This is a genomic window from Sphingobium fuliginis, assembly GCF_004152845.1.
Taxonomy (GTDB): Bacteria; Pseudomonadota; Alphaproteobacteria; order Sphingomonadales; family Sphingomonadaceae; genus Sphingobium; species Sphingobium fuliginis.
Genome location: NZ_SEON01000004.1, coordinates 188,847 through 211,953, shown reverse-complemented (window position 1 = coordinate 211,953; position 23,107 = coordinate 188,847). Strand labels below are relative to the sequence as shown.

At 64.4% G+C, this 23,107-nt stretch carries 22 protein-coding genes; 15 read left to right on the top strand and 7 right to left on the bottom strand.

What is annotated here, in order from left to right; genetic code table 11:
* Positions 1-3 precede the first annotated feature (3 nt).
* Both EWH10_RS11995 and EWH10_RS11990 read left to right on the top strand, forming a co-directional pair.
* Entirely contained in the window at positions 4-1,095 is a 1,092-nt protein-coding gene (locus EWH10_RS11995) for a CaiB/BaiF CoA transferase family protein (protein ID WP_025548385.1), read from the top strand.
* Positions 1,096-1,106: 11 nt separating this feature from the next.
* Positions 1,107-1,904, top strand: a complete 798-nt coding sequence (locus EWH10_RS11990; protein ID WP_025548384.1) for a sugar phosphate isomerase/epimerase family protein — start codon at positions 1,107-1,109, stop codon at positions 1,902-1,904.
* A gap of 28 nt (positions 1,905-1,932) precedes the next feature.
* Here the strand turns inward: EWH10_RS11990 and EWH10_RS11985 are convergent, their stop codons facing one another.
* The gene (locus EWH10_RS11985; RefSeq protein ID WP_044662881.1) at positions 1,933-2,253 is read right to left on the bottom strand and encodes a 2Fe-2S iron-sulfur cluster-binding protein; all 321 of its coding nucleotides are present in this window, start codon (positions 2,251-2,253) and stop codon (positions 1,933-1,935) included.
* A 214-nt stretch (positions 2,254-2,467) separates the two neighbouring features.
* On the opposite strand from EWH10_RS11985, the gene EWH10_RS11980 reads away from it, so the two are divergent.
* Both EWH10_RS11980 and EWH10_RS11975 read left to right on the top strand, forming a co-directional pair.
* A complete protein-coding gene (locus EWH10_RS11980; protein ID WP_025548381.1) occupies positions 2,468-3,481 on the top strand; it encodes an alcohol dehydrogenase catalytic domain-containing protein in 1,014 nt (337 codons plus the stop codon).
* Positions 3,481-4,647, top strand: a complete 1,167-nt coding sequence (locus EWH10_RS11975; RefSeq protein WP_044662880.1) for a sulfotransferase family protein — start codon at positions 3,481-3,483, stop codon at positions 4,645-4,647. The genes EWH10_RS11980 and EWH10_RS11975 overlap by 1 nt, the downstream gene beginning before the upstream one ends.
* Positions 4,648-4,712: 65 nt before the next feature.
* Here the strand turns inward: EWH10_RS11975 and EWH10_RS11970 are convergent, their stop codons facing one another.
* Complete coding sequence (locus EWH10_RS11970) at positions 4,713-5,942, bottom strand: CaiB/BaiF CoA transferase family protein (protein ID WP_025548378.1); 1,230 nt, start codon at positions 5,940-5,942, stop codon at positions 4,713-4,715.
* A 183-nt stretch (positions 5,943-6,125) separates the two neighbouring features.
* On the opposite strand from EWH10_RS11970, the gene EWH10_RS11965 reads away from it, so the two are divergent.
* From EWH10_RS11965 to EWH10_RS11945, 5 genes are read left to right on the top strand one after another with little or no spacing between them, the layout of a single operon-like run.
* Positions 6,126-6,929 carry an enoyl-CoA hydratase/isomerase family protein gene (locus EWH10_RS11965; protein WP_025548377.1) on the top strand — a complete coding sequence of 268 codons (804 nt, stop codon included), beginning with the start codon at positions 6,126-6,128 and terminating at the stop codon, positions 6,927-6,929.
* Positions 6,929-8,059, top strand: a complete 1,131-nt coding sequence (locus EWH10_RS11960) for an NADH:flavin oxidoreductase (protein ID WP_025548375.1) — start codon at positions 6,929-6,931, stop codon at positions 8,057-8,059. The genes EWH10_RS11965 and EWH10_RS11960 overlap by 1 nt, the downstream gene beginning before the upstream one ends.
* The gene (locus EWH10_RS11955) at positions 8,056-8,610 is read left to right on the top strand and encodes a nuclear transport factor 2 family protein (RefSeq protein WP_025548373.1); all 555 of its coding nucleotides are present in this window, start codon (positions 8,056-8,058) and stop codon (positions 8,608-8,610) included. The genes EWH10_RS11960 and EWH10_RS11955 overlap by 4 nt, the downstream gene beginning before the upstream one ends.
* Before the next feature lie 28 nt (positions 8,611-8,638).
* A complete protein-coding gene (locus EWH10_RS11950) occupies positions 8,639-9,406 on the top strand; it encodes an SDR family NAD(P)-dependent oxidoreductase (RefSeq protein WP_044660677.1) in 768 nt (255 codons plus the stop codon).
* 58 nt (positions 9,407-9,464) lie between these two features.
* Positions 9,465-10,775 (top strand): DUF1214 domain-containing protein, encoded by a 1,311-nt coding sequence (locus EWH10_RS11945; RefSeq protein ID WP_229742576.1) that lies wholly within the window; start codon positions 9,465-9,467, stop codon positions 10,773-10,775.
* Between the two features lie 53 nt (positions 10,776-10,828).
* Here the strand turns inward: EWH10_RS11945 and EWH10_RS11940 are convergent, their stop codons facing one another.
* On the bottom strand, positions 10,829-11,764 hold the full coding sequence (locus EWH10_RS11940) for an alpha/beta fold hydrolase domain-containing protein (protein ID WP_229742578.1): 936 nt from the start codon (positions 11,762-11,764) through the stop codon (positions 10,829-10,831).
* A gap of 135 nt (positions 11,765-11,899) precedes the next feature.
* Positions 11,900-13,051, bottom strand: a complete 1,152-nt coding sequence (locus EWH10_RS11935) for a Gfo/Idh/MocA family protein (protein WP_025552039.1) — start codon at positions 13,049-13,051, stop codon at positions 11,900-11,902.
* A gap of 84 nt (positions 13,052-13,135) precedes the next feature.
* Between EWH10_RS11935 and EWH10_RS11930 the strand changes: the two genes are divergently transcribed.
* A complete protein-coding gene (locus EWH10_RS11930) occupies positions 13,136-13,777 on the top strand; it encodes a TetR/AcrR family transcriptional regulator (protein WP_025552037.1) in 642 nt (213 codons plus the stop codon).
* Between the two features lie 56 nt (positions 13,778-13,833).
* On the opposite strand, the gene EWH10_RS11925 is transcribed toward EWH10_RS11930, so the two are convergent.
* Positions 13,834-15,576: an N-acyl-D-amino-acid deacylase family protein gene (locus EWH10_RS11925; RefSeq protein WP_044660676.1), complete on the bottom strand. Its 1,743-nt coding sequence runs from the start codon at positions 15,574-15,576 to the stop codon at positions 13,834-13,836.
* Between the two features lie 98 nt (positions 15,577-15,674).
* On the opposite strand from EWH10_RS11925, the gene EWH10_RS11920 reads away from it, so the two are divergent.
* The 3 genes from EWH10_RS11920 to EWH10_RS11910 all read left to right on the top strand — a co-directional run bounded on the left by EWH10_RS11920 (position 15,675) and on the right by EWH10_RS11910 (position 18,279).
* A complete protein-coding gene (locus EWH10_RS11920; RefSeq protein WP_025552035.1) occupies positions 15,675-16,316 on the top strand; it encodes a TetR/AcrR family transcriptional regulator in 642 nt (213 codons plus the stop codon).
* Positions 16,317-16,413: 97 nt separating this feature from the next.
* Positions 16,414-17,379 (top strand): SDR family NAD(P)-dependent oxidoreductase, encoded by a 966-nt coding sequence (locus tag EWH10_RS11915; RefSeq protein ID WP_025552033.1) that lies wholly within the window; start codon positions 16,414-16,416, stop codon positions 17,377-17,379.
* A gap of 21 nt (positions 17,380-17,400) precedes the next feature.
* Positions 17,401-18,279 carry an acyl-CoA thioesterase gene (locus tag EWH10_RS11910; RefSeq protein ID WP_229742580.1) on the top strand — a complete coding sequence of 293 codons (879 nt, stop codon included), beginning with the start codon at positions 17,401-17,403 and terminating at the stop codon, positions 18,277-18,279.
* 150 nt (positions 18,280-18,429) lie between these two features.
* Here the strand turns inward: EWH10_RS11910 and EWH10_RS11905 are convergent, their stop codons facing one another.
* Positions 18,430-19,683, bottom strand: coding sequence for an MFS transporter (locus EWH10_RS11905; RefSeq protein ID WP_037483849.1), 1,254 nt, complete (start codon positions 19,681-19,683; stop codon positions 18,430-18,432).
* Between the two features lie 135 nt (positions 19,684-19,818).
* On the opposite strand from EWH10_RS11905, the gene EWH10_RS11900 reads away from it, so the two are divergent.
* On the top strand, positions 19,819-20,628 hold the full coding sequence (locus EWH10_RS11900; protein ID WP_025551327.1) for an enoyl-CoA hydratase/isomerase family protein: 810 nt from the start codon (positions 19,819-19,821) through the stop codon (positions 20,626-20,628).
* A gap of 54 nt (positions 20,629-20,682) precedes the next feature.
* Here EWH10_RS11900 and EWH10_RS11895 read toward each other — a convergent pair whose 3' ends face one another.
* A complete protein-coding gene (locus EWH10_RS11895; RefSeq protein WP_025551329.1) occupies positions 20,683-21,666 on the bottom strand; it encodes a TauD/TfdA dioxygenase family protein in 984 nt (327 codons plus the stop codon).
* Positions 21,667-21,953: 287 nt separating this feature from the next.
* Here EWH10_RS11895 and EWH10_RS11890 point away from each other — a divergent pair, with 287 nt between their 5' ends.
* Positions 21,954-23,060: an amidohydrolase family protein gene (locus EWH10_RS11890; RefSeq protein WP_025551331.1), complete on the top strand. Its 1,107-nt coding sequence runs from the start codon at positions 21,954-21,956 to the stop codon at positions 23,058-23,060.
* The last annotated feature ends 47 nt before the right edge of the window (positions 23,061-23,107 follow it).

Sequence of the window (23,107 nt, the reverse complement as noted above, 5' to 3'; positions counted from 1 at the left end):
CGGATGGAGGAACCGGGGAAAGGCGCCATCCCGCCCGGCGCGCTGGCGGGGCTGAAGGTCATCGACATGGCGTCGCTCTATGCCGCGCCGCTTGCGGCGACGATCATGGCCGATTTCGGCGCCGATGTGCTGAAGATCGAGCCGCCGGAGGGCGACCTGTTCCGCGACAGCAAGATGTGGCCGCTGGTCGCGCGGGGGAAGCGTTGCCTGGCGCTGGACTTGCGTTCGGAAGAGGGGATCGACCGGCTCAAGGCGCTGGCGGCGCAAGCCGACGTGCTGGTGGAAAATTATCCCGCCGCCGTGCTGGAGAGGCGGGGCATCGGCTGGAAAGTCCTGTCGGCGGTCAATCCCCGGCTTGTCATGCTTTCCGTGTCCTGCTTCGGCGCCACCGGTCCTTATCGGGGCCGGCCGGGATCGGGCACGATCGGTGAAGGCTTTGGCGGCCTGACCTTCCTGACGGGGACGGAAGACGGTCCGCCGATGCTCCCTTCCGTAGCCTTGGGTGACGCCGTGGGCGCGATGAGCGCGGTGATCGGCACGCTCTCTGCCCTTTATTGGCGCGACCGTAGCGGACGGGGGCAACAGGTGGACGCCAGCCTCTACGAACCGATATTGCAGATCGTCGCCCATGCGGCGCAAAGATGGGAGCCCGGCCGCTCGCCCGAACGTTGCGGGTCGCGACTGCCCGGCGTACTGCGCAACGTCTATCGAACCTCCGACGAAAGATACGTCGCTATCTCCGCCAGCACCGCTCGGCATGCCGCCGATCTGCTGGCGCTGGCGGGCGGGCAGGGGGACGACCAGGATGCCTGCGTCGCCGCCTGGATCGCCACCGTGCCGCAGGCTGCGCTGGTGGAGCAGCTCGTCGCCCGGCGTATTCCGGTGACGCCGGTCAACAGCCTGGACGATATGCTGGCCGATCCTCATATGCGCGCTCGCGGGAGCCTGATCCATGTGGCGGATGAAGCGTTGGGCGATCTGGCATTGGCCGCGCCCGCGCCGCGCCTATCGGAGACGCCGGGCAGGATTGGCGATGTAAACCCGCCCCTGGGTACGGATGCGGATGCCGCGCTTGAGCGCTGGGCCGGAAGCTGACGGCGCAGCTCATGCGGTATGCGGCGCATCTTGGCATAGCCGATCCCGACGCGCCGTTGCTGGCCGCAACGGCCGGCTCGGTCGATCCGGTCGCTCAGATAAATTGCGCCGCTCGGCTGGGCTTTGCCGGCATCACCGACAATGGTCTGAAAGCCCGCACGCCGGAGGTTCAGCGGCGCATGGGTGTGGCGTTGCGGGATCATGGGATGGAGATGGGCAGCTTCACCCATAATGTTCTGGGGATGGAGCCGCCCTTCTTCTGGGGCGCGCCGATCACCGATATGGAAGCGGCCATGGCGTCCAGCCTCACGGCAGCGGAGCATGTGGGCGGTGGCTGCATCAACGCGGTCCTGCTGGATTGCGGCGCACCGTTGGCGGAACAGCTAGCGCGGGCGACGGAGAATTTCGCTGCCGCCACGAAGCTGGCGGCGGAGCGGGGCGTGGCGCTGGCGGTGGAGATGGTCAGCCGGGAGCGTGTACCCCTGGCCCTGGTCGAGCGCCTGGCCGACATCGGCGCTATCGCCCGGTCGGCAGGCGTGGGGCTGATCCTCGATAGCTGCCATTGCCATTGCGCCGGCGAGGACATGGCGGCGGCGATTGTGGCGCAGGCGGATATTCTCGCCGCTGTGCAGATCGCTGACATGCCAGGCCGCGTTCAACCCGGTGCGGGCGTGATCGACTTTGCGCCGATCATGGCGGCGCTGCGGACAATCGGCTGGGGCGGCCTTGTCGAGGCGGAGCTGATGCCGAAGCTGCGGGACATCGATGGGGAGGCGGCGGCCATCGCCGCGCTCAGGACGCTGGGTTGACGTTTCTTGCCGGGCGCGCCGTTGCGCCTCAGCCCTGCCGTTCCGGCGTATGCACGATAAGGCCATCCAGCGCCGCGCGCAGACGGATCTGACAGGAAAGGCGCGAATCCGCCCGCTTGCCATGGGCGAAGTCGAGCATGTCCCATTCGTCGGCGGATGGAGGACCGACCCGATCGATCCACGCGGGATCGACATGAACATGGCAGGTCGCGCAGGCGGCGCTGCCGCCGCATTCCCCGATGATATTCTCGACGCCCGCCCGCTTGCCGATGTCCATCACCGACTGGCCGACATCGCCGTCCAGCGTGGTCGCGATCCCGGCAGGGGTGATGAAGGTGACATGGACCATGGTGATACCCTTTGAACCGGCTTGGCGCGATCGGAAAGCGCTTATGCCGCCGGCCGTTCCGGACATCATGTTTGCGATCACTCACCGCCGATCTTCACACCTCTTGCCGCTACGGGCAGGTTCGGCCGCAGGCCGACCGGTCCAGTGCCGCCGCTTTGTCATTTTAGGTACTGAATAGTAGCTTTAATGGCACGGTAGGAGAAGGAGGAGAGAGATGAGGGCAGCGTTATTCAAGGGCGCGGGCACACCGCTGGTCGTGGAGACCATAGACGATCCCCAGCCCGGCGAGGGCGAAGCGGTCATCAAGGTCACGCGCTGCGGCGTATGCGGCACGGACCTCCACATGACCTCCGGCCATGGCAATGATTTCCCCGTCGACAGCGTGATCGGCCATGAATATTGCGGGGAAGTCGTCGCACTGGGCAAAGGCGTAGACAATCTCAAGGTCGGTCAGTTCGTCACCGCCATGCCGGTGGCGGGCTGCGGCCGCTGCGCCCCCTGCCTGGCCGGTTATCCCATGGCTTGCGCGCAGATGCAGGGTCTTGTCGGCGGCTTTAGCGAATATATGCGGATCGCGGCGACGAGTTCTATCGTGCTGCCCGACACGCTGACGCCTGCTGACGGTGCTCTGATCGAGCCTCTCGCCGTGGGTCTGCGCGGCATACGGCTCGCGCAGATGCCGCCGGGCGCGAAGGTCGCGGTGCTGGGCGCTGGGTCCATCGGCCTCGCTGCCATCTATTGGGCGCGGTTGCTGGGGGCGGGGAAGATCGTGGCCATTTCCCGTTCGTCACGGCGCGCCGATCTTGCGCTGCAGATGGGCGCGAACAGCTTCGAGGCGCTGGGCGAAGGCGAAGCGGAACGCGTTTCGGCCGCGCTGGGCGGCATGCCCGACATCGTGCTGGAATGCGTCGGCGCGGTCGGCATGACGCAGAAAGCGGTCGAACTGGTCGCGCCCGGCGGAACGGTCGTCTCGCTGGGTTTCTGCACCTCGCCCGACCCGATCCTGCCTTCGCTCGCCACATGGAAGCAGGTCACGATCAAATTCTCGTTCGCCTATGATCTCAGGGAATTCGAACATAGCGCCAATGCGCTGGACGCCGGACACGTCGAGCCGCGCCTGATGGTGTCGCGGACGGTCGGCCTGGACGCCTTCCCCGACCTGTTCGAGCAACTGCGCGCCGGGGCCAACGAAACCAAGATTCATGTCGATCCGTGGAGCGCGGCCTGATGAACACAGAAACCATTGTCCAGGACCAGCGGATATTGACCCTCGACGCCCTGCTGGCTGCCTCGACGGCGCGCACGGGCCTTGACGATTTTGGCGACGCCGGCTTTCGCGAGGGGCTGGGCCTGCTGCTGTCCGACATCCGCGCGCTCGACCTTGATCCCGCGTGCGTGCAGGCGACCGCATGGCGCATCGGCCAGTCGCTCGATACCCGCGCCCTGGCGGTCAAGGGGTTGAGGGAACGGCCGGAGGCGCTGGAGCAGCCGATCCGGGAGCCGATCATCATCGCCGGTCTCGTCCGTTCGGGCACGACGGCGCTGCACCTGCTGATGTCGCTGGACCCTCAGTTCCAGGGGCCGGAACATTGGCTGACCGTCTATCCCATGCCGCGCCCGCCGCGGGAGACGTGGGACGGTATTGCCGAATATCGGACGGAGAAGGCGTCGCTGGACGCCTATCTGGCGGCGTCGCCGGAATCGGCCGACGACCATATGATGACGGCAGAGGGGATTGAGGAATCCCTGTTCATCCTGGGCGCCAGCTTTGCCAGCAACATGTGGCCGTCCATGTGGGACGCCCCCCGCTATGACCGCTGGTATCGCGGGCGCGACGACACCGACAGCTATCGCTGGCTGGCCGATGTGCTGCGTCTGATCGGCGCGGGGGACGATCGCCGCTGGCTGCTCAAGAACCCGACGGACCTCTTTTCCTTGCAGGAGGTGCTGAACGTCTTTCCCGATGCGAAGATCATCCAGACCCATCGCGACCCGGTGGATTCGACGCCATCGGTCAGCAATCTCATCTTCTCGGCGCGCCGGGCCTTTTGCGGCGACAAGGCGGATCGCGCCGATGTCGGGCGGCGCGAGGCGGAGATGTGGGCGCAGGCATTGGAACGCGCCGAGTCGGTGCGCGAAAAGAGCGACGCGACGTTCATCGACGTCGAGTTCCGCGACTTCACCCGCGATCAGATGGCGTCAATCCGCTCCATCTACGACCAGCTAGGCCTGACGCTGACGGCCGAGACGGAGGGCGCGATGCAAGCCTGGCTGGACGCGCATCCTCACAAGCCGAGCAAGGGGCCCAAGCACAGGCCGGAGGATTTCGGCCTGACGCGGGAAGGGCTGGAGGAACGCTTCGCCGCCTATCGCGCCCGGCGCGGCTATATCTGACGGATTTGCATCTGAGGGATCTGGGCGGGGGGCCCGTTCAAAAATGGGCCCGCGCGCGATCTGTTTCAGATGATCCCGTCTTCGGCCAGCCCGTCAAGCGCCGCCGCGTCCAGCCCCAGTTCCTGCGCCAGCACGTCGCGCGTATGTTCCCCCAGCATCGGCGGGGCGCGATAGTCGGTGATCGGCGTTTCCGAGAAGTTCAGCGGGCTGCGGATCACGTCCAGATCGGGCTTCAGCGGATGCGGAGCGCGCACGCGCAGGCCCCGATGCAACGCCTGCGGATAGGCGAACACCTGCTCCAGATCGTTGATCGGCCCGCTGGGGATGCCGGCGGCCCCGAGCTTCTCCAGCCAGTAATCGACGCTGTTCGTCTGGAAGATCGCGTTGAACACCTCGGTGATCTCGTCGCGATTCTTCACCCGCTCGACATTGGTATAGAAGCGCGGATCGTTCTTCAATTCAGGATGGCCGACCGCGTCGCACAGCGCGATATATTGCTTGTCGTTGCCCGACGTGATCATGATCGCGCCGTCGCTGCACGGGAACATGCTGGTCGGCATGCCGCCATTGCCCTGCGTGCCCCGCCGGACCGGCACTTCGCCTGACGTCAGGTAGATTTGCGCATAATGGGACAGCGCCGACACGCCGCAATCGAGCAGGGCGATGTCGATATACTGACCCTCGCCGCCCGCCGCGTCGCGATGATAGAGGGCGGCCAATATGGCATTGGCGACGTTCAGCCCGGTGAACAGGTCGATGATGCTGGGGCCGACCTTCATCGGTCCGGCGCCCGGCTTGCCCTCCGGCACGCCGGTCACGCTCATCAGGCCGCATTCGCCCTGAAACACCGCGTCATAGCCGGGCTTGGTCGCCAGCGGGCCGTCCTGGCCATAGCCGGTGACCGAGCAATAGATGATGCGGGGATTGACGGCCTTCAGGCTTTCATAGTCGAGACCGTAGCGCTTGAGATCGCCGACCTTGTAATTCTCCATCACCACGTCGCAGGACTTGACCAGTTCGCGGACCAGTTCCTGCCCCCTGGCGCTGGCGATGTTGAGCGCGACCGACCGCTTGTTGCGGTTGACCGACATGTAGAAGGCGTTTTCCCGCGTCGGCCTGCCTTCCGCATCGCGCAGATAAGGCTCCCCGAAGATGCGGGCGTCGTCGCCCACGACCGGCCGTTCGATCTTGATCACGTCGGCGCCCATGTCAGCCAGCACCTGCGATCCGAACGGCCCCGCCAGCACGCGGGTCAGGTCAAGCACGCGGATCTTTTCAAGGGGCAGTCTGGCCATGGATCACCTTGCTGAAATACCCTTTTCCCATGCCATCGGCAGGCATGATGACAAGATCGGGGCACGCCTGTTCACAACCATGATATGCTCTGCGCGGAAGGCTGTCAGGGGTTCCGCGACCCCCGTCTTTTGGTCGACTATGGTCCACAGCCACGCGGAATGAAAGAAAAGGACGGGAGCCAGATGGGCGACATCTTGCGCGACATGCCGGTAGAGGGCGTCTGCCGACTGACGCTGAACCGGCCCGATGCGCTCAATTCACTGACCTATGCCATGTATGCCGAACTGATCGGCCATCTGGAGGCCGTGCGCTATGATCATGACGTGCGGGTCGTTCTGCTGACGGGCGCGGGGCGCGGCTTCTGCGCGGGTCATGACATTCGCGGCGCGGGCAAGCCCGATTGGGTGGCCGAAGGGTTGGGCAGGGCGCAGTTCCAGCAGCGCGTCATGGCCAAGCTGGGCCAGATTCCGCTGCTGATGCGCGCCCTGCCGCAGCCTGTGATCTGCGCGGTGAACGGCGTGACGGCGGGCGCAGGCTATCCGATCGCAATCGCCGCCGACATGACTATCGCGGCGCGCTCCGCCAAGTTCGTCAACGCCTTCCACAATGCGGGGACGGGCCATGAAATGGGCTTTTCCTACCTGCTGCCGCGCCTGGTCGGATTGCAGCGCGCCGCCGAGCTGGTGTTGACGGGCCGCGCCGTGATGGCCGAGGAAGCCGAACGGATCGGCCTCATCCTGCGCTGCGTCGACGACGATGCGCTGATGGAGGAGGCGCTCAAGCTGGCGGAGGCGGTGATGGTCAACAGCCCGATCGGCATCGCCCTCACCAAAAGCTCGCTCCAGTTCAACGCCGACGCGCCCAGCCTGGAAGCGGCGATCGAAATGGAGAACCGCGCCATCTTCATGAGTCAGTCGACCGCCGACACCGCCGAAAAGCGGGCCGCCTTCATCGAGAAGCGCAAACCCCTGTTCAGGGGGGAATGATGAGCCTGATCGATCCTCTGCTCAGCCCTCTAACTCTGCGTGGCCTGACCCTGCCGAACCGGGTGGTGATGGCGCCAATGACCCGTTACCGCTCGCCGCTGGGCGTGCCGACCGATGACGTGGCGAGCTATTATGGCCGCCGCGCCGCAACGGGCCTGGGCGCGATCCTGACCGAGGGAGTTGCGTTGCCCCATTATGCGGCGGCCGATCATCCGGACATACCGCGCATCGACGGGGTCGAGGCCCTGGCCGGCTGGCGCAAGCTGGTCGATGTCGTGCATGATGCGGGCGGGCGGATCATTCCCCAGCTCTGGCATCAGGGGCCGATGTGGAATGTCGAATATGCCGGCACCGGCACCGGCAATCCGATGCGGCCGTCGGGCATCTGGGGTCCGCCGGACGGCATCATCTCCTTCCGCGAGGAGGGACGGGTGGAGAGCTTGGCGCCTGTGCCGCCGATGAGCGAAAGCGATATTGCCGACATCATCGCCGCCTACCGCCAGGCGGCGCGCAATGCGGTGGCGCTGGGCGTGGACGGCATCGCCATCCATGGCGCGCATGGCTATCTGATCGACAGCTTCCTGTGGGACTATACCAACCGGCGCGAAGACCGATGGGGCGAACGCGCCGCCTTCGGCGTGGCGGTGGTGAAGGCGATCCGGGCGGAGATTGGCGAGGATATGCCGATCGTGCTGCGCTTTTCCCAATTCAAGATGCAGGATTACCGCGCCATGCTGGCGGATACGCCGGATGGCCTTGGCGCGTTGCTCGGGCCGCTGGCCGATGCGGGGGTCGACCTGTTCGATGCCAGCCAGCGCTATTTCGACACGCCGATTTTCGACGGATCGCCGCTCAATCTGGCGGGCTGGGCGAAGAAGCTGACCGGCAAGGCGTCCATGACCGTGGGCGGCGTCGCGCTGGACAAGGCCAAGGGCAAGGCCAGGCATATCGACGACAGCCAGCAGTCGGTGAACAATCTGCCGCTGCTGATCGAACGGTTCGAAAAGGGCGAGTTCGATCTGGTCGGTGTCGGCCGGGCGATCCTCAACGACCCGGACTGGTTCGGCAAGGCGAAGCGGGACGAACCCTTCCTGCCATTCGACCCCGCCAATCTGGAGCGGCTGGCATGAACGAACTGGAGGCGCGGATCGACCGGCTGGAATCGCTGGCGGCGATCCAGCAGCTTCCGATCCGTTACGCGATTGCGGTGGACAGCCGGGATATGGACGCCTGGGTCGATCTGTTCATCCCTGATGTCTATTGTGGGGCGCGCGGCAGCGGGCGCGATGTGCTCAAATCCATCATCACGCCCGCGGTCAGGACTTTCTATCGGTCCGTCCACCAGATTTGCGGGCACCGGGTCGAATTTGACGATGCCGATCATGCGCATGGCGTGGTCTATTGCCGCGCCGAGCATGAGGACCAGGGCAAATGGGTGGTCATGGCGATCGCCTATTTCGACAGCTATGAACGGCGGGATGGCGAGTGGTTTTTCGTCCGGCGACGGGAAAAGCACTGGTATTCGGCCGATTGGCAGGAACGACCGGCGGCCCCCTTCACCGGTTGGGCCGGGCATGACAATCCGCCTGATCTTCCCCAGGATTTCGACAGTTGGGCGCGTTTCTGGGCGGACATGGACGGGCAGGACATCGACCGCCTGACCGACCGGCCGGCACATTGACGGATAAACAATCGGCAGGAGATTCAGGATGGGCGACAGGCGGCGTTTCGAGGGGCGATCGGTTTTCATCACCGGCGCCGGATCGGGCATCGGTGAAGCGACGGCGCATGCCTTTGCCGAGGAAGGCGCGAAGGTGGCGATTGCCGAACTGGACCCGGCCAGGGGCGAAGCCGTGCGCGACGCCATCCGGGCCAAGGGCGGCACCGCCCTGTTCGTCGCCACCGACGCCACGGACGAGGCGTCGGTGAAGGCCGCGATCGCCGCCGCCAACGAGGCGCATGGTCCTATCGCCCACGCCTTCAACAATATCGGCATGTCGCGCCCCGGCAGCATCGAGGAGATGAGCCTGGAGGATTGGAACTGGACGATCAGCATTTCGCTGACCAGCACCTTCCTGGCGATGAAATATGAAATCCCGATGATGAAGGCCAATGGTGGCGGCACCATCGTCAATACCGCGTCCATGGCGGCGCGGCTCTACACGCCGTCCGCGCCCTGTTCCTATGCCGCGGCCAAGGCGGGGGTCATCCATCTCAGCCATCATGCGAGCTGCGCCTATGCGGACGACAATATCCGCGTGAACAGCGTGCTTCCGGGGTTGACCGCGACGCCGCAGATCGCATCCATGTTCACCGCCGAGGAGCAGGCGGAGATTGCGGGCGAGAATCAGGTGATCCGCCGCGCGGTCGATCCCCGCGAAATCGCCAATGCGGTGCTCTTCCTGTCGAGCGATGAGGCATCGATGATCACCGGGCGCGGGATCGAAGTGTCGGGCGGACGCAGGCACGGAAGCTGACATCAGCCCGTCGGGCGGCGCCCGGCCGCCCGAGGAAATGACGATATGGAGAAGGAGAGTGCCGGATGAGGACGCGAAGGACTTTGCACTGTCACGCCGGGGCCTTCTGGGCGCCGCGCTCTGCACAACAGTCGGCGGCCTGCTGCCGGCATCCGCATCGGGCGCGGCCATGAACAGCAGCGCCGCGCCTGCCGCCGCGCTCAGGGACTGGAGCGCCTATGCCGACCTGTTGAAACCGGCAGGGGCGCTCAACGCCATGACCGGCTTTCCCGAGGATGGCCAGATCCGCGCCGAGCTTTATCGCCAACTGGTGATGAACATCGCGCAATCCTATGTCTGGTATTTCCAGTCCACGCCTGAACATCCCGACTGGATGCCGTTCGAAAACAGCATCTTCCTGCTGCAACCCAATCCTGACGCCATTTATCATATCGCGCCGGTCAGCGGCGACGGCGTCTACAAGATCAGCGGCTATCGCGGCACCAACAAGGTGATGGGTTTCGCCGTCGGCGGCGGCATGTTCGGCACGCAAGACCCCAAACCCGGCTTCAACAATTATGATGCCGATGGCCTGACGCTGGGCAAGGACGGCTATTTCGAGGTGATATTCAGCGCGGAAAGGCCAAAGGACTGGACTGGCGACTGGCGTTATCTCGATCCTCAGGCGGGCGACATCATGATCCGCCAGTTCGCCTATGACTGGGGCGTCGACGTGGATGCGCGCTTCGCCATCGAACGGCTGGACAAACCGCCGCTGAAACCCCGTCTGACGCAGGAACAGATCGCGGCGCGGCTCGACGCGATCATGGGCGGTTTCGTCGAGCGTTTCTCGCGCATCTGCATCGGCTATCAGAACAAGGTCATCCATGATCTTGGCCTGAACGTCATGGAATTGTCGGGCTTCGAAGATCTGGGAAACAGCGGCGAATGGCCGCAAAAATATTTCCGGTGCATCTATGACTATCAGCCGGGCGAGGCGCTGATCATCGAGACGGAATTGCCGGAGAACTGCAAATATTGGAATGTGCAGCTTAACGACGAACTCTGGAACCAGATAGAGTTCGGCTATCGCCAGAGCAGCCTGAACGCGATGCAGGCGAAGCTGGACCGCGACGGCAAGTTCCGCGCCGTGATCGCGTTGGAAGACCCGGGCGTCGCCAATTGGCTCGACAGCGGCGGTCACAGGCGGGGCATGCTGGTGGGGCGCTGGCATGGCGCGGACAGCTATCCGATGCCGACGATCAGGAAAGTGCCGCTTTCCGAAATCGCCAGCCACCTGCCCGCCGACACGCCGAAGGTGACGCCGGACGAGCGGGAGGCTGCCCTGCGCAAGCGCAATCTGGGGCTCCAGATGCGCAGGCGCTGGTAGGATATTCTTCCGGCATCCCCGGCGCAGGGGGATGCCGGGGCCTATCGCATGTTTCAGTGCAGGCCGTCTTCCGCAGCGGCGACCATGCGCGACCAGTCATTGAGGCGCTGCCACAATATGGCGCGGGTGGAAGCGAAATTGTGCATGTGCGCCATGCGCGGCACGATGAAGAGGGAGACGTCGCGGGAAGTGGAATAGGCCGACGGCTCGCGATAAGGCTCGGGGCAGGTATCCCGCTCGCCATCCCCGACCAGCACCGGCACCGCGACACGCGCCGCATCTTCCGCGAAGACGCCGGGCAGCATCATCCGCACCGCGCAATGCGGGATGGTGAGGCTGCCGAATATCGGAGCGGTCTGCCGGATCGGGTATCCGCCCTTCATATCCTCTTCCAATATGTCGGCGGGCACATCTTCCCAGTGGAAGGGGTAGACATAATCGACCCCCTCATGGTCGTGGTCCAGATGGCTTGTGACTTCCCCACTCGCCACCTTGTCGAAGCGGCGCATGCCATGTTCGAAAGCGGCCTTGTCGCGCTGGGGCAAGGCGGTGTGGATCGCGCTGACGCCGAAAGGCGCAATCGCGTCGAAGGTGGCGAAGCGGCCCTGCGTCAATATGCTGACACCGCCGCCCATGGACTGCCCCATGCCCACCAGAAAGAGCGACGGCAAGCCGGGAAAACCCTCCGCCGCCGTGCCGTCGCGCAGGGAAGCGGCAACCTGCCGTACGCAGGCGTCATGGGTCGCCGCCATCGTCTGGAAATCGATGCTGGAGAGGTCCGGGATGCTGCTTTCCCCGACGCCCACATGGTCAATGGCGACATGGATCAGGCCGTGCCGCGCTTGCCATTCCGCCTCGTCATAGCCTTCATGACCCTCGAAGCGCATCATGAAATAATGGCGCGAATATCCGCCGCCCGGACAGGCGAAGATCGCGACGGGCCGGTCCGGCATCGCGGACGGATCGGGCAATGTCAGCGTGACGGCCATTTCGATCCCGTCTCCCAATTTTGGGGCGGCCGTAGTGACATCAATGCGCTTATGCACTCTCAGCATATGCTTCTCTCCCTGCAAATATCCCCTGGCCGGGCAGGCGGATCGTTTCGTTTATTGGATCGCGCCGGTTCAGCCCATGTCCATCATGGCGATCCAGCGCCTCTCAGCATTGGCGCGCTCGACCGCCTCGACCACCCGATGCACGGCTGCCGCCTCGGTGAAGCTGGGCGATCCTTCCGTCCCGTTGCGGATGGCATCGACCATATGCCGGAACATCCAGTCCATCGCGGCGAAGGGACGAGGCTCCGCCGTGGCGCCCGCGACGCCGGGAACGGCATAATAGTCGTCCACCGTCACCTCTTCGCAGGTGCGCTGGCCATAGGTCAACAACCGCGCATCGCCGGCATAGAGCTTTGCCGAGGGGAAATTGCCGAAGCTGTCGTCGACCAGCAGCAGCCGGCCCCTGTCGCCCCAGACCTCCACCCGCCAGCCTTCGGTGTCGGGCACGCACCAGCCCGCCTGCAGGCTGCCGATGGCGCCATTCTCCATGCGCAGCACCGCGCTGCCCAGATCGTGCGTCTCCGGCCGGAGCACTTCGCCATTGGGCAGGAACCATTCGGGCACGCCGGTCGTCAACATGCCGGTCGCCTCCGCCACCGGGCCGATCAGATGCGTCAGGAACAGCAGCGAATGGGTGGCGAAATTCCGCCACGCGCTGCCGCCGCTGCTCTTTTCCGCCAGCCAATAATAGGGGTCGGTATGTTCCGAATAGGCGCAATAGGCATAGGCCTTGTCGTTGGCGACGATCAGCGGCAGCATGAGCTGGACATTGAAGCCCAGCGGGCGGCCGATGAAGCCTTCATCGATCATGCGCTTCATCTTCTGCGCATGCGGCGACCAGCGGAATTGCGCGTCCACGACGCCGACGACGCCAGCGGCCCGCTGCGCGTCGCGCATCGCTTCGGCATCGGAAAGGCTGACCGCGAAGGGCAGGGCGTCATAGACATGCTTGCCGTTCTTCAGCGCCGCCATGACCATAGGAAAACGGAAGGATGGCCGTGTGCCGACATCGATGATGTGCAGGTCCGGATCGGCCGACATCTCCTCATGGTTCCAATAGGCTTTGGGAATGTCATATTCCCGCGCCGCCCTTTCCGCCGTTTCCTGGCGAGAGGTGCAGATGGCGGCGACTTCCACGCCCTCGATCCGCCGCCAGGCCGCGCCGTGGACCTTGAGGCTCCAGTTGGCGCTGATGATCCCCACCTTGAGCGTATCCGCCATTGCCTTGCCCCTTCGCCTTGATTTAATTGAACCTATGTGTCCAATTAAAAAGCAGCCCGCGCAAGCGGGAAGGGGATCAGGAATATGATGATTGGGCACCAGGCCCGACGGCGGCGGGGGCGTCCCACGGCGGACGAGACCCAGGCGCGCGAGCAGGCCGTCATGGAGGTCGCTGCGGCACTGTTCGAACAGCATGGCTTTGCCGGCGTAACGATGGCGGAGGTGGCGCGCCGCGCCCGCATCAGCAAGACGACGCTCTACGCCCGCTACCCCGACAAGCCGACGTTGTTCCGTGCGATATGCAGCTATGCCTGCCGCGTCCCGGCCTATCGTTTCGCGGCGGTCGCGACAGAGGGGCGTGAGCCGGACGATGTGCTGGCCGATTTTGCCGTCGCGATTGCCGAAGCGACCGCCGACCCTGCCGCCGACCGCTTCCTTCGCCTGGTCATTTTCGAAGCGCCTCGATTTCCCGAACTGGCGGAGCAGATATTGCTCGAGAGCCGCGACGTGGCCGCGCCGCTCGTCGTCTGGCTGGAGGGGCTGGCGCGGGAGGGGCGACTTGCCAGCCATGATCCGGCTTTGCTGGCGCGGCAATTCGGCGCGCTCGTGACCGGCGGCCATGACGGTCTGCTGCAATGCTCCGAACAGGAGACGGGAAAACGGATCGCCTCAGCGGTCGCATTGCTGCGGCCGCTGTTCCGCCATGAAAAAGACCGGCACGGATAGGACCGTGCCGGTCTTCAGGAGGCCCGCGCGCCCCTTATCCGCGCGGACACGCCCTATCAGGCGACTTCATGCTGCCTCACCTGCGCGGCTGCCGGAGCGCCACGGACGCCGCGCACCAGCCGGCCCGGAAGCGCGTCGGTCGCTTCGCCATTGCGGTAGGTCACGGCGCCGCTGACGAGGGTCGCGACATAGCCCTTCGACTTTTGCGACAGGCGCTTGCCGCCCGCCGGCAGGTCCGCGATCACCTGCGGCCGGTGCAGGATCATGTTGGGGATGTCGAGGACATTGATGTCCGCCTTATAACCCACGCCCAGCACGCCGCGATCGCACAGGCCCACGGAGTTTGCGGGCTGGCTGGTCAACGCCTTGATCGCGGTCGGCAGGTCCAGACCGTCCCGGCCCAGCCGCCCGGTCAGCAGATAGGTGGTATAGGCCGCGTCGCAGATCATGCCGTAATGCGCCCCGCCATCGCCCAGCGCGACGATCATATTGTCCTGCCCGATGAGGTCGCGGCTCTGGGCGAGATATTCAGGCACGTCGGACGAATAGGAACAGAGGATCGCCCGGCCGTCATCCTCCAGCAGCGCGTCGTAGATCATTTCGCGCGGATCGACGCCGCGACGCGCCGCTTCCGCCTGGATGCTGTCCTCGGCCGCGAAATTGTAATCGGCCGGATCGCTGATGCGGAACAGCGCTTTGATCGACTTGATCAGCCCGACGAAGGCGGGGTTCGGATCGTCCGGCTCCTCCGCGATCAGGCGCGCGCGCAGTTCCGGATCGCGCATCTGCGCCACCTTTTCCTCCAGCGGCAGTTGGGCGAGCGGGCGGAAGCTGGGGTTGAGCGAGAAGGGGTGGTAGCTGAGCTCCAGCCCGTACATGACGCCCATCGGACGCGGCATGAACTGGCAACGGATGGTCAGGCCATCAGCCGCCGCCTGGCGCACGCCTTCGACATAGCGGCCCCAATTGTCCGGCCGCGTCGGCATGGCGATCAGGCTGAATGTCACGGGAACGCCCGCCTGCTGGGCGATGGTGCGGAAAATCTTCAGTTCCACCTCGGCATCATTGTCGAGATTGGGGTTGCACTGGAACGTGCCAGCGCCCGCATCCTTCAGGCCCTCGGCCAGGGCCAATACCTCGTCCAGTTCCGTCGTGACCGAAGGCGCGAGTTCGCCGGAACGGAAACGGTGGAACAGATTGCGCGAACTGGCGACGCCCAGCGCACCGGCCTTCACTGCCTCGCTGACGCAGCGGCGCATTTCGACCAGATCCTCCAGCGTTGGAGGCTCCAGATTGGCGCCACGCTCACCCATGACGAAGACGCGCAAGGGGCTGTGGGGGATTTGCGCGGCGAAATCGACGTCGGACACGCGCTGGTCCAGCGCGTCGAGATAGTCGGGGAAGCTGTTCCAGTTGAACGGCACGCCTTCGGCCATGACGACTTCGGGAATATCCTCGACCCCCTCCATCAGCTTGATCATCAATTGATGATCGCCGTCCCGCACCGGCGCGAAGCCGACGCCGCAATTGCCCATGACGACGGTGGTGACGCCGTGATTGGACGAAGGAGCCATGCGGTTTTCCCAGGTGATCTGGCCGTCATAATGGGTGTGGACATCGACGAAGCCGGGCGTCACCGTCAGGCCGCGCGCATCGATTTCCTCCGGAGCCGAAGCCTCGATCCTGCCGATTTCAGCGATCACGCCGTCCTTCACGCCGACATCCGCGACATAGGGCTGGGCGCCGGTGCCGTCCACGATCGTGCCACCGCGGATCACCACGTCGAATTGACTGCTCATGCCTCTCCTTTCAGAATCGCCACGCAATGGAGTCGCGTAGATAAATAGTATGTGCTATTTATAGCATCGATGAAGACAGGACAATGGCCTAGTGACGCATGCATGATATTTCCGATCGCCCCCAGGACGTTGCCGTTCCTCGTCGCCGCGCCCGGCGGTCGACGGCGGAAATTCGGGCGCTCATTCTCGACGCTGCCCGCGCGGTCTTCGCGGAGCGGGGCTTTGCCGGCGCGACGACGCGCCATATCGCTGCCCGCGCGGAGGTGGCGGAGCCTTTGATCTTCAACAATTTCGGCAGCAAGGAGGCTTTGTTCACCGAAGCGGTGACCGAGCCGTTCAATGCCCGTTTCCGCGAATTCCTGGACTACAGCGACACGCTGCCGCCCGACCGTGAGGAACGCAGCATGCGCTTCGTCCAGGCGCTGTATCCCTTTCTGCGCGACCATGCCGATCTGTTGCTGGCGATGGTCAAGTCCAGGGGGGACGTGGATGCGGCGGCCATTCATGGTCTGGACGACTATTTCACGCGCGCCGTCGCCCGCATGCGATCGCAATATGAGCAGGCGGGGCTGGAATTCGACGTGCCGCCGGAACTGATGGTCCGCTATGGATTCGGCATGCTGGCCGGATCGGTCCTGCTGGGCGACTGGTTCTTTCCCGAGGGCGGACCGGACCCGGACGTCGAGGAAAGCGTTCTGGCGCGCATGCTTTTCAAGGCGAGCGAACCCAAACAGCTTTGAGTTACGGCGCCGCCATTCATCACATGGCCGAAATTCCATCGCCCGGCTTGGCGGCCGGCCGGGCTGCCGCCATGGTCGGCGCCTGATGGAGGCGCGGATGGCGATCGATTTCAACGGGCAAGTGGCTGTGGTGACGGGTGCGGGCGGCGCGCTTGGTTCGGCCTTCTGCCGGGAACTGGCGCGCAGAGGTGCGGCTGTGGTCGCCAATGACCTGGGTGGAGATCCGACGGGGCAGGGCGGATCGACCGGCTATGCCGATGCCGTCGTGGAAGAACTCAGGAATCTGGGCGCCCGCGCCATCGCCAATTACGACACGGTGGCGACCGAGACGGGAGGACAGGCCGTCGTCGATGCCGCGATGGCCGCCTTCGGCCGGGTCGACATCGTCATCTCCAATGCCGGCAATCAGCGGAACGGAGCTTTCGGCGCACTGACCGGGGAGGACATCGAATCCGTGCTGGCCGTTCATGTGAAGGGCGCGTTCAACATATGCCAGCCCGCCTATCGCGCCATGATGGAGCAGGGCTATGGCCGGATCGTGCTGGTCAGTTCGCAATCGGGCGTATTCGGCAACCCCTATCGCGCCAATTATGGGGCTGCCAAGACGGCGCTGATCGGCCTGATGAACGTCATCGCGCAGGAGGCTCCCGCAGGGATCGTCGTCAATACGCTCTTCCCCAATGCGCAGGGCGGGCGGCTGGGCGGCACCCCTGTCGAGCAGCGCCCGGACATCGCTTTCCTCAAGGCCGCAGGCGCCCGGACCCGTCATTTCATCGAAGGGATGAAGCCGGAATTCGTCGCCGCCCTGGCCTGCTATATGGCCAGCCGGGACTGCACCTCCTCCCAGCATATGTATTCGGTGCTGGGCGGCAAATATTCGCGGCTGTTCGTCGGCCTGACGCGGGGCTGGTACAGCCCCGGCCCGGACGCGCCGAGCTGCGACGACATCGCGGCCCATATCAGCGAGATCGACGACCGCTCGGAATATGACCTGCCGTTGAGCGGTCTGGACGAGATGGATACGGTCCTGTCGGTGCGGCGCGCTCTGGGACTCGATGCATGATCGCGGCGGATGGGCCGTTCCATGACGATAGACCCCTGCCGACGCGGGATGCTATCCGACATCCTCGATGTCACGCAAACGGGACCGGACCGGTTCACCGGATCGGCCGGAGCGCACAATCACATCGGGTCGGTGTTCGGCGGGCGATTGCTGGCCCAGGCCTTGCTGGCAGGGATGAAGACGGTGGAAGCGCTGCCCGCAAGCTCTTTCCACGCCTATTTCCTGGCCGCCGGGCGCACGGATCGGCGGCTCGACTATCAGGTTGCGCGCCTGCGCGACAGCCGTCGCTTCGCGAACCGTCAGATCACCGCCTGTCAGGATGGGCGGGCGATCTTCACGATGATGGCCGAATTCCATGCGCCAGAGGAGGGATTCGTCCATCAGAACGCAGCGATGCCTGTCGTGCCGCCGCCCGAGCGGGTCGCGCCGATCCAGCATTTCGTGCGCGAACGGGCGGCGGAGTTGGAACAGGCGGTGACGCACAACTTCGCCGCCGCCCTGGCGATAGAGATGCGCCCGATCGCGCCGGAAGACTATTTCCTCGCACGGCCGACCGAAGCGGCGCGATCATTCTGGTTCAGCCAGTCCGGCGCCGCCACTGTGGAGGACAGCCGGTTGCAGCAGTGTCTGCTCGCCTTCGCCAGCGATTACTGGCTGGGCGGCGCCGCGGCGATTCCGCATTTCCTGCCCACCAACAGCGGCGAATTCCTGATCACCAGCATGGATCATGCGATGTGGTTCCACCGCCCTGCCCGCTGCGAGGCATGGATGCTGCATCATACGTCCAGCCCGTCGGCAGGTGATGGCCTGGGCCTCACGACGGGGCGGATTTTCGACCGCGATGGCCGTCTGATCGCGTCGACCGCCCAGGAATGCCTGATGCGCCGCCTCCGGACTTGAGGCGAGCTTAGAGCCAATCGACATTCAGCCCTGACGGCCTGCGAATGACGCTTTTCCGTGCTTCCGGTGCTCACGTACTTTGAGTACGCTGCGCGCCGGGTCACGGAAAACCACCATTTTCGGCTCGTCATCTTCTGAATGTCGATGGCTCTAGTCCGGTTGGCCGCCCTTCGGATAACGCCCCATCATCAGGTAGAACAAGGCGGCGAGAAAGAAGCTGCTTGAACAAGCCAGCAGGGCAATGTCGTAACTGCCGAAACGATCATAGGCCATGCCGATCAGGCTGGCGCCTACCGCGACGCCAAGCGCGATGCCCAGCGTCGACAGGCTGTAGATGGTGGCATAGCTGCGCAGCCCGAAATAGCGCGCGATCATGAAGGCGACGATATCGATCTCCGCCCCCTGGCCAAGGCCGATCATCAGCACCGCGCCATAGAAAAGCGCGGGCGGTACATCGTGCTGGAGCAGCAGCAGGCAACCGACCGCAGGCGCGAAATTCAGGATGAAGGCAATTGCGGGCGCCCAGAAGCGATCGACCAGGACACCGCTGAGCAATGCGCCCATGGCGGCAGCCGCGCCCATCATCGATACCGCGCCCACGGCGGCGACGGCATCGAGCCCCTTTTCCACGCCAAGCGGCTTCATCTGGGAGAGCAACGCCACCACCGGCACATAGTTGAGAACGGACGCCGCGATGAGGATGCGGACCTTGCCATTGGCCAGCAGCGACAGCGCGCTGTCAGCACGGGGCAGCGCGGTGCGTCCGGACCGCAGCTCCGCAGTGCGTGAGGGCACCCAGAACCAGATGAGAGGCAGCGCGATCAACAGGATGAAGGCGGCAAGCAGCAGATAGCCGCCCGACGATCCGAAGCGCAGGATCATCGGATATAGCGCCATCGGCATCAACGCACCCGCGACCGCCAGCCCCGACCGGCCTATGGCGAGCGCGGTCCCCCGCGTCCGCTCGAACGCGCCGCTCAGGATGCGCGTGACGGTGATGCCGGTCGTCGCCATGCCGACGAGCGCAAAGCCGAAATGCACCGCGTAGAAATAGCCGAGCGATCCGCCCATGGAAGCGAGCAGCCCATAACCGATGGCGGTCAGCAGCAGGCCCGCCGACAATATCGGTCTGACGCCGTGACGATCCGTCATCCGGCCGATGACCGGCGCGATGAAAGCGATGATCAGGCCGAAGCTGTGGACGAAGGCGATGTCCCCGCGCGACCAGCCGAACTGCTGCTGCAAGGGTTCCACGAACAGGCTGGAAACCGCAGAATAGAGGGAATAGCCCAGCGATCCTGCGAACAGCGCCGCAACGCCGGGACGCCAGGCGCGCCTCCATTCTTGCGCGATCAGATGCAATTGGGATGTACCGGCGGCGTCAGGGGGCGGGTGCGGGCTCATGCCCCATTCCTGCGCGAAAGCGGGCGATGGGAACAGCCGCATCCCATTTCTACGCATATGTGTAGAGACCATGGCCATGGCTTGCCAGCGGGTCGACGGCGGCGGCACCGTCATGGCCATGTTGGGGAGAGGATGATGGCCGAGGATATTGTCGTCGAACGGCTGACGGACGGCCAGGGAATCGCGCTCGTAACGCTCAATCGGCCCGCGCGCATGAACGCCCTGCTTCGGGAGACGGTCGCCCGCTTCAACGGGCTGATGGACGAACTGGCGGCCGACGCCGCCTGCCGGGCCGTCATCGTCACCGGCGCGGGGCGAGGCTTCTGTTCAGGGCAGGATCTCGCGGCGACCAACCAGCGTAACCAGACGGGCAGCAGCGGCGTCATCGAGAAACTTCACTGGCAACAACAGTTCGCCGGCATGGGCGGACGCATCCGGTCCATGCCGAAACTGGTGATCGCGGCGGTCAATGGCCCGGCTGTGGGTGCGGGCATGGCGATCGCGCTCAGCGCCGATGTACGGATCGCGACCCCCGCAGCGAAATTTCTGGTGGCGGCGGTGCGGATCGGGCTGACCGGCGGCGAAAGCGGCATCTCCTATCTGCTGCCGCGCATGATCGGCGCGGCGCGAGCCTTCGACATATTGCTGACCGGCCGCGCGATCGAGGCGGAGGAAGCCGAGCGCATCGGCCTTGTGCGATCGCTGTCCGATCCGCGGTCGTTGATCGACGACGCCATCGCCTATGCGCGCTCCGTTCTGGCAAACAGCCCCTATTCGGTCGCCCATACCAAGGCGCTGATGTGGGCCAATCTGGATGCCAACAGCTATGAAGCCGCGATCCAGGCAGAAAACCGGGCGCAGATACTGGGCACGATGACCGAGGATTATAGCGAGGCGACCGCCGCTTTCATGGAAAAGCGGCCGCCGCATTTTTCGGGACGATAGGCCAAAGGCGCCCCGTCACGGCCCGAAGGCGGTGACAAGGCGCTTCCCTGATTGTCAATCCACGATCCGCTTGACGGCCCGGTTGCGGTCGAGCGTGGGATCGAGATAGCGGCCCACCGCATAGTCGCCCATGATCGTGGTGCGTCGGGCGCTGCGTGGGACGTTCAACGGCACGCCCTCCGCATGGTGAATCATCCGCCAATTATCCCACACCAGCATGTCGTTCTTCTGCCAGTCGTGGAAATAGGCATGTCGCTCGTCGGTCAGATGCGCCGCCAGTTCGGCGAGCAGCGAATCGCTTTCGGCCCGATCCATGCCCAGAATATACTGCGCCTGCAGCGGTGAAATCTTCAGCGCCTTGCGCCCGGTCTCCCGCTGGGTGATGACCATCGGGTGGACGACGGGCGGGAAATCATATTTCGTTCCGCCAGAAGGCGTGTCGCGCGCCAAGGCACGGAGATCGGCCGGGACGCCATATTTGCACTGCATGAAGTCCGTCACGAAATGATAGACGACCTCCATGCCGTCGATCTTCTCCTTCATTCCGGGCGACAGCCGCTCATAGGCTTCGATCGCATCGATGAACCCGGTTCGGCCAAGCTGCGTCGCCGGCTTCTCCATGCGGAGCACCGCGCCGCGCACGATCGTCGGCATGAAGCTCTGGTCCCAATGCCACGGGATATAGCCCGCCCGGTCATGCCCGCCGAAATGATAATCGGTCTGGAAGCGGGGCTTGTCGTCCGCCGGGTCATATTTCAGCGTCATCATGAACTGGTTATTGGGATCGTTCATATCGGCGGTCGCAGCCGGCTCCATCTCCCCGAACAGACGGCTCAGCCGCATCTGCGCTTCGTCATCGGCATCGGGATCGCGGAACAGCAGCAGTCCGGCCTCGATCCATATGTCGCGGATTGCGTTTGCCATGTTGTCGTCCAGCGGGCGCGACAGATCGACGCCGATGATCTCCGCACCGAAACCGGGGCTGAGCGCGCGGACCTTGAGCCCGGCCCTTTCCTGAACCTCGTCTTCTTTCAGCATCATTCTCTCCTCGCGCATGCGGCCGGGCCATAACGGCGGACCAGTGCGCTCATGTTAAACCTTACCCATTGCCCCTATAATCGGGCAATTTTCGAAAAAACTATTCAATATCATTGAACAATGATCTTGAATGGACTTTCGACAACTCATCAGAAGTCTGATGACATCGCCCGGAACCCGCCCATAACGGCGCCTATTGCTTCGGCCATGCTATAAGGGCGAGCAAGACGGGGGTGGCGGACGGCAGCCCCGTGTCGGACGAGATCCCCAAGAAGGAATGGAAAAGGATGAATAGTTTCACCGCGACCCCGTGGCCCAAGGACCGCGTCATGCCGGCCCGATCGTGGGAGAGGCCCGCCGGCATGCGCGTCATTTCCAGCGACGATCATCTGATCGAGGAACCGGGGCTGTGGGAAAACCGGCTGAAGGGCGCGGACAAAGATCGCGCGCCTAAATATTGGAAGGACGAGACGGGCTTCCATCTCGAAGTCGACGGGCAGAATTATGACGTCCCCGGCCTGCCGCCGACCTTCCCCGAAGGGCGCGAGGGCTTTTGGGATGTCGACAAGCGCCTGGCGGACATGGACGCGGAGGGCATTGACGCCGCCATCATCTATCATGGCCGCCTCAACAGCCTGATCCGCATGCCGGACAAGGAATTCTGGTATCGCTGCGTCGATGTCTGCAATGAATGGGCCGCGGAATGGAAGGAAGCGGCGCCCGACCGGCTGTTCCCCGTCGCGCTGCTGCCCACCTTCCTGTGGCCGGAACGAACGAAGGATTATCTCCAGAAGCTGAAGCAGCTCGGCTACAAGGCGATCGACATTCCCGTCAGTCCCAAGGGCGTGCGCTACAACAGCAAGGATATGGACCCGTTCTGGGAAGCGATCCAGGAAAGCGGCTTTCCCGTCTCCTTCCATATCGGCGCCTATCTCCAATATAGCGGCCGGGGCTCATTGGGCGCGAACCTGAACGCCAATCTGATGCCCTTCACCGGGCTGTTCGGACAGCTGGTTTTCTCCGGCCTGTTCGACCGTTTCCCCGGCCTGCGCGTCGTCTTCACCGAAGGCGGCGCGAGCTGGGTGCCCGGCACGCTGGAAAATGCCGACAAGGTCGCACGCGACTATGCGACCGAATTGCGGCCCAAGCTGGCGCAGAAGCCGAGCTGGTACTGGCATAACCACTGCTACACCACCTTCATGGAAGACGATGTCGCGATGGAGAATATCACGCGCATCGGGGATGGCCGGGTGATGTGGTCGACCGACTATCCGCATCCGGAAGGCGTGATGGGCAGCAGCGACGCCATCATGAAGCGCATCTTCGATACGGTGGGCGAGCCCGCCGCGCGCAAGGTGCTGGGCGAAACGGCGGCCCAACTCTGGGGCATCTGATCGGATAAGGGGTAAGGGAAGGGGAGCGGACCTGAGGTTCGCTCCCC

Excerpts from the sequence above, each read along its gene's own strand:
- EWH10_RS11995 (WP_025548385.1), top strand. The coding sequence starts at position 4 with ATGGAGGAACCGGGGAAAGGCGCCATCCCGCCCGGCGCGCTGGCGGGG.
- EWH10_RS11990 (WP_025548384.1), top strand. The coding sequence starts at position 1,107 with ATGCGGTATGCGGCGCATCTTGGCATAGCCGATCCCGACGCGCCGTTG.
- EWH10_RS11985 (WP_044662881.1), bottom strand. The coding sequence starts at position 2,253 with ATGGTCCATGTCACCTTCATCACCCCTGCCGGGATCGCGACCACGCTG.
- EWH10_RS11980 (WP_025548381.1), top strand. The coding sequence starts at position 2,468 with ATGAGGGCAGCGTTATTCAAGGGCGCGGGCACACCGCTGGTCGTGGAG.
- EWH10_RS11975 (WP_044662880.1), top strand. The coding sequence starts at position 3,481 with ATGAACACAGAAACCATTGTCCAGGACCAGCGGATATTGACCCTCGAC.
- EWH10_RS11970 (WP_025548378.1), bottom strand. The coding sequence starts at position 5,942 with ATGGCCAGACTGCCCCTTGAAAAGATCCGCGTGCTTGACCTGACCCGC.
- EWH10_RS11965 (WP_025548377.1), top strand. The coding sequence starts at position 6,126 with ATGGGCGACATCTTGCGCGACATGCCGGTAGAGGGCGTCTGCCGACTG.
- EWH10_RS11960 (WP_025548375.1), top strand. The coding sequence starts at position 6,929 with ATGAGCCTGATCGATCCTCTGCTCAGCCCTCTAACTCTGCGTGGCCTG.
- EWH10_RS11955 (WP_025548373.1), top strand. The coding sequence starts at position 8,056 with ATGAACGAACTGGAGGCGCGGATCGACCGGCTGGAATCGCTGGCGGCG.
- EWH10_RS11950 (WP_044660677.1), top strand. The coding sequence starts at position 8,639 with ATGGGCGACAGGCGGCGTTTCGAGGGGCGATCGGTTTTCATCACCGGC.
- EWH10_RS11940 (WP_229742578.1), bottom strand. The coding sequence starts at position 11,764 with ATGGCCGTCACGCTGACATTGCCCGATCCGTCCGCGATGCCGGACCGG.
- EWH10_RS11935 (WP_025552039.1), bottom strand. The coding sequence starts at position 13,051 with ATGGCGGATACGCTCAAGGTGGGGATCATCAGCGCCAACTGGAGCCTC.
- EWH10_RS11930 (WP_025552037.1), top strand. The coding sequence starts at position 13,136 with ATGATGATTGGGCACCAGGCCCGACGGCGGCGGGGGCGTCCCACGGCG.
- EWH10_RS11925 (WP_044660676.1), bottom strand. The coding sequence starts at position 15,576 with ATGAGCAGTCAATTCGACGTGGTGATCCGCGGTGGCACGATCGTGGAC.
- EWH10_RS11920 (WP_025552035.1), top strand. The coding sequence starts at position 15,675 with ATGCATGATATTTCCGATCGCCCCCAGGACGTTGCCGTTCCTCGTCGC.
- EWH10_RS11915 (WP_025552033.1), top strand. The coding sequence starts at position 16,414 with ATGGCGATCGATTTCAACGGGCAAGTGGCTGTGGTGACGGGTGCGGGC.
- EWH10_RS11910 (WP_229742580.1), top strand. The coding sequence starts at position 17,401 with ATGACGATAGACCCCTGCCGACGCGGGATGCTATCCGACATCCTCGAT.
- EWH10_RS11905 (WP_037483849.1), bottom strand. The coding sequence starts at position 19,683 with ATGAGCCCGCACCCGCCCCCTGACGCCGCCGGTACATCCCAATTGCAT.
- EWH10_RS11900 (WP_025551327.1), top strand. The coding sequence starts at position 19,819 with ATGGCCGAGGATATTGTCGTCGAACGGCTGACGGACGGCCAGGGAATC.
- EWH10_RS11895 (WP_025551329.1), bottom strand. The coding sequence starts at position 21,666 with ATGCTGAAAGAAGACGAGGTTCAGGAAAGGGCCGGGCTCAAGGTCCGC.
- EWH10_RS11890 (WP_025551331.1), top strand. The coding sequence starts at position 21,954 with ATGAATAGTTTCACCGCGACCCCGTGGCCCAAGGACCGCGTCATGCCG.